The sequence below is a fragment of the Komagataeibacter europaeus LMG 18890 genome (assembly GCF_000285295.1).
Classification (GTDB): Bacteria; Pseudomonadota; Alphaproteobacteria; order Acetobacterales; family Acetobacteraceae; genus Komagataeibacter; species Komagataeibacter europaeus.
On record NZ_CADP01000014.1, the window covers coordinates 1 to 4,736 of the forward strand.

Genomic DNA, 4,736 nt, shown 5'->3' on the forward strand with positions numbered 1-4,736 from the left:
CCATCATCACGCTTTCGGTGATTTCCACCGTCAGGCGCGCGGGCTTCAGGTCATGGTCCTTCAGCAGGGTCGCGATGTGTTCGGGCAGCGCGCGGTTGCGGAAATGCACTGCCGACAGGTTCACGGCCACGGTGGGGACATGGATGCCGTCGCGGTCCCATTTCACGATCTGGCGGCATGCTTCCTGCAGCGACCACCGGCCGATGGCCTCGATCTGGCCGGTTTCCTCCGCCACCGCGATGAAGCGGGAGGGATAGATGTTGCCCAGTGTCGGATGGTGCCAGCGCGACAGGGCCTCCACCCCGCTGAGTTCGAGCGTATGCGTGCGCACCTGCGGCTGGTAATGCAGGTTGAGCATGCCCTTTGCCAGCGAATCACGCAGCGCGGAACCCAGCACCAGCCGGTCCTGCGCCACCTGGTTCTTTTCCAGGTTGGCGAAGCGGAAGATGCCGCGCCCGTCTTCCTTGGCCTGGCGCATGGCCGTGTCGGCATGGCTGAGCAGCGATTCACTGTCCGGCCCGTTGGCGGGGAACGTGCTTATGCCGATCGAGCATGAAATGGACAGCGTGTTCTGCCCGATCTGCAGCGGGCGGCCGATGGTGTCCAGAAGCTGCCGGGCGATTTCCTCGATCCGCTTGCCCTCGCAGTCAGGCACGACCACCACGAATTCATCCCCGCCGGAACGGCTGAGGACATAGTCATCCCTGGAAATGGAACGGATGCGCCCCGCGATCTCGACCAGGAACTGGTCGGCATAGACGTGGCCCAGCGCGTCGTTGATATCGCGGAAGCGGTCGATATCCAGCATGAAGATCGCCAGCGTCCGGTTGCCCGGCTGGGCAATGATGTCTTCCATCACCCGGTGCAGCGCGCCACGGTTCAGCAGGCCGGTCAGGGAATCATAACGCGCAAGCTGGGTCAGGTGCGTCTTGGTGGCGTGCTGTTCCAGCGCCAGCGCGCAGAACGGCAGGCACGACCCGACCAGGCGCTGCGGCCACGCGCCAAGCTGGTTGGGTTCGCGCAGGTACAGCGCGAAGATGCCCGTCACCCGACCGTCGCCCGCCATGACGGGGGCGGCATAGCACGACTGCAACCCGAGCGATCGGCACATGGACTGGTAATTGTCCCATACCAGCCGCCCGGTATAGGACGGGTTGGCCTTCAGCTTCTCCACGTCGGACGGCGATGGCACGGTGGTTTCCAGCGCGTTGCGGATACGCGGCGGCAGGGCGGACGTGCAGATCACCCGCCACGGCTGCGCATCATCCAGCACCAGCAGGGCGGCGACGGAATTGGGCACGAAGGCCTCGACCTTGCGGCAGATCAGTTCACCGATATCCTGTATCAGCATGTCGCTGGCCAGGGCCTGCAGCACGTCGTTCTGCAGGATCAGGATCTTGCGGCGCTGGCTTTCCTCCGTGACGTTTTTCATCACGCCCATGTAGTAGGTCAGCTTCCGCCCGTCCTTGGTGATCTGCACCTTCGACAGTGACAGTTCACCACAGATGTATTCGCCGTCCGCGCGCGTGAATTCGACTTCGCGCGACGTGCCGACAATGCGGTTGTGCCCGCTTTCACGGTTGCGGTCGATATAACGGTCATGTTCATGGCGCAGGCGCACGGGCACCAGGCAGTCCACGTTGCGGCCCATGACCTCGGCGCGCGGGATGCCCCACAGAGCTTCCGCCGCGTGGTTGTAGAAAATGATCTCGTTATCCTGACCGATGATGACCGTGGCATCTATGGCCTGTTCCAGCGCGGGCAGCAGGATTTCGGTGGTAAGGGCGGTTATGTCGGACATCGGCTGGCTATCTTTCTTCGTTTTCATTCGGAATGGGCCACGATGGCGCGCAGGCGGTCGAGGTCGAGGATATGTATGGCGCGCCGCTGCCGGGAAATGAGCTTTTCCCGGTGAAAGGCGCTGAGCAGGCGGCTGACCGTCTCGGTCGTCAGGCCAAGGAAATCGGCTATGTCGGCGCGGGAAATGGCGGGATCGACGGGCCACAGCACGCCCCGTCCCATGCGGGTCCCCTGCGCGACCAGGAAGGCGGCCAGCCGTTCGCGCGCGGTCTGGCGCCCCAGCATCAGCAGCCGGTTATGCAGCCCCACCAGCACCTGCCGCGCGGTGTGCAGCGACGCGGCGCAGGCGCCGGGCGATGTTTCGTGCAGGTGCCGCAGGTAGGGTGTCGGCACGCACGTTACCCGCAGCGTGTGCATGGCTTCGGCGCTGTAGTGGTAATGCGTGCATGGATAGGCAGGCAGCACGTCCCCCTTGTGGGCGAAACCGATGATCTGCCGCCGCCCGTCCGGAAGTGACTTGAACAGGCGCGCCCCACCACCGACCACATGGAAATGCATGTTGGCGGGCATGCTTTCCGTCATGAACTCCTGACGGTTCACATAATGGCGTTCCACCCCGGCCAAGGGATTATTAAGCTGCGTTAAAGGCATCTTTATCTTTTTCTGTTCCCGACAGGACTGCGACAGTTCTGATTAATGACATCTTTTTGCCATAAGTTAATTTGTAAAATGCATGCAGAATAAACAGACGCAATTGTTTATATATCCGTACATCTTATATTTTTGCGTAATTGTCGGATAACTGCCGCACCCTGCCCTGTAAGTATCTGGCCATTCTGGCCGCATGGTGGCGTGTTCCCGCCGCGGCGCGGTCCGGGCGCTGGCCCGCACGGCCGGGCCTGGTGCCGGTGGGGGCGGATGTTTCCCCCCTGCCCGCCCGCGCATGGTCCGGATCACGCCACGGCTGCATTACCATTTCCCGGTGATGGCGACCGGGGGATTATTCCCGGTTTCCCGCGATCCGTCCGGGAATGGATCACGTCGTTCATCTCCCCTTGCACCGCGGGGCCAGTTGCCCGGTAGGGTACGGTGCCAGTGTGTTGCCTCGCCTGCTGCAGACGGGCGCGGTGCGCCCGGTGCGGTCTGTGTGCCCGGTGTCCCCCGGCCGATGGCAAGGGAATGGGCGGCCTGCCTACACCCGCGTGGTCAGTGTAAAAGGCCGGGATGTTCAAATAATGGTGCCGCCGGTGCGGGGACAGGCGGGCACGCTGTTCCACTTTTTTACTTCCGCCCTGCCCCACGGTACGGGGAGATGGCGGATGCACGTTGATATGCCTTTCATGCAGTGGGCATGAGCCATGAATATTACGCTGACAGTTTAATATTTCATGAAAGTATACTGAAATGTTTTGAAATAATTAGGTAAAAGATATGATAGGCCTATGAAAGAAAATTGTTTTCAGCCCATCATAATCACGGGGTCATGCCCGATTTTTACATGGACGCACCGTTTCCCCGGCGCTGGCCCGAAGGGAAAGGACACGAAATCCGCCCCGTCATGGGTACGGAACGGATCGCCCCGAAGGGTGGCGAACCGGGACGCGCACGGCTGCGCGACCGATGCAATGGGCACCCGAACGGGGGATCATGGGGGATGGAAGGCGACCGTCACGGGTCGGGGCGCGATGCCCTGCTTTCCCGCCCCGCCCAAACGCAATCAGGCGGGTACGCGCCTGCGCACCCGCCTGATACCGTCCCGACAGGACAGGCAGCTTACTTCTTCGCAGCCGCGCGCTTGCCCAGAAGCTGGATTTCGGAAGCATTGACCCCTTCGGGGTCAAGGGCGGCCCTTTTGGCGATGGCCTGTTCTTCTTCCGTGGCGTGTTCGCCGCCCTTCAGGACGTGTTCGGCCAGACGGATGGTTTCCGCTTTCGTCATGATGGCGGGGGAATGCGTGGCCTTGCGCACCAGATCGTGGATGGAACCGGCCGCATGCGGGACGCGATGTTCGCTCATGGTAGATAACTCCTTATGATATCACCATATGTTGAGCGTCCACCACACGGTATCAATACACAGTTTGAAATATTTTCTATCTATCCGGCGTATCAATGCCGGCCGAGCCGTCGGATACGCGCTGTCCTCAGCCCTTTCCCGGTGGCGGATGGCCGGGCAGCCCCGTCAGGATCATGGCGGTGGATGGCCGCGTGGCCGCCACATACAGCAGTTGCTGCGTTTCCAGTACGTTGGTCGCGGCCCGGCGGGTAATGTCGCCTATATCCACGAAAACACGGCCAAACGTGCTGCCCTGCGCGGTATGCACGGTCATGGCATAGACCGCCTGCAGCCGCCCGATGCCGCGACGGAACACGAAACGGTGCTGCCAGCGCGCGCGTTCTTCCACCGCCTCGCGCCGCAGGCGGCGTTCGATGGCCGCCATGTCCGCGCCGGGCCGCAGGATGGGCACGGGCACTTCCTCCCCCGTCAGGGTGCGCAGCACCACGTCATGCACCGGCAGTTCGGTGGTCCAGCCCGCGACCTTTGACGTGGCGGGAAAGGCATGGCGCAGGATGGCGGGGCGGATGTCGATCACCTCCGCCTCCTCATTGGTGGCGACGACAACGCGCCGCCCCTCCACATCCATGACCGGCGCGCGGGCGATCACGCGTTCGCCCGCGACAAAGGGGGTTGGCGTCTCGCCGCCATGCACCCAGCGGCGCACCATGCGGTTGACCGCCTCCACCCGTGCATTGGTCCAGCACAGGTAGCGGAAGGCGTCGCTGTCGGTGCGGAATTCATCGGATGTAAAGGCACGCTGCATCCACGCATCGGGCGCGCGCGGCACGAACAGGCCCGCGCCGTCATGGTGATTGGCGCGGCACCATGACCAGTCCAGCGGGCCGCCCTGGCTTTCACGTATGGTTGTGGCGGCGGCG

At 62.8% G+C, this 4,736-nt stretch carries 4 protein-coding genes; all 4 read right to left on the bottom strand.

The genetic code is table 11. The annotated features are described in order from the left end of the window. Positions 1-1,828, bottom strand: a 1,828-nt coding sequence (locus GEU01_RS06860) for a diguanylate cyclase domain-containing protein (RefSeq protein WP_232272434.1), incomplete at its 3' end; no start/stop codon positions are given. Next, complete coding sequence (locus tag GEU01_RS06865; protein WP_026018557.1) at positions 1,825-2,451, bottom strand: Crp/Fnr family transcriptional regulator; 627 nt, start codon at positions 2,449-2,451, stop codon at positions 1,825-1,827. The genes GEU01_RS06865 and GEU01_RS06860, both read right to left, overlap by 4 nt. Before the next feature lie 1,122 nt (positions 2,452-3,573). Further along, the gene (locus GEU01_RS06875; protein ID WP_010509420.1) at positions 3,574-3,816 is read right to left on the bottom strand and encodes a hypothetical protein; all 243 of its coding nucleotides are present in this window, start codon (positions 3,814-3,816) and stop codon (positions 3,574-3,576) included. 127 nt (positions 3,817-3,943) lie between these two features. Continuing rightward, a partial coding sequence (locus GEU01_RS27730; protein WP_456303509.1) for an ATP-binding domain-containing protein occupies positions 3,944-4,736 on the bottom strand: 793 nt, incomplete at its 5' end.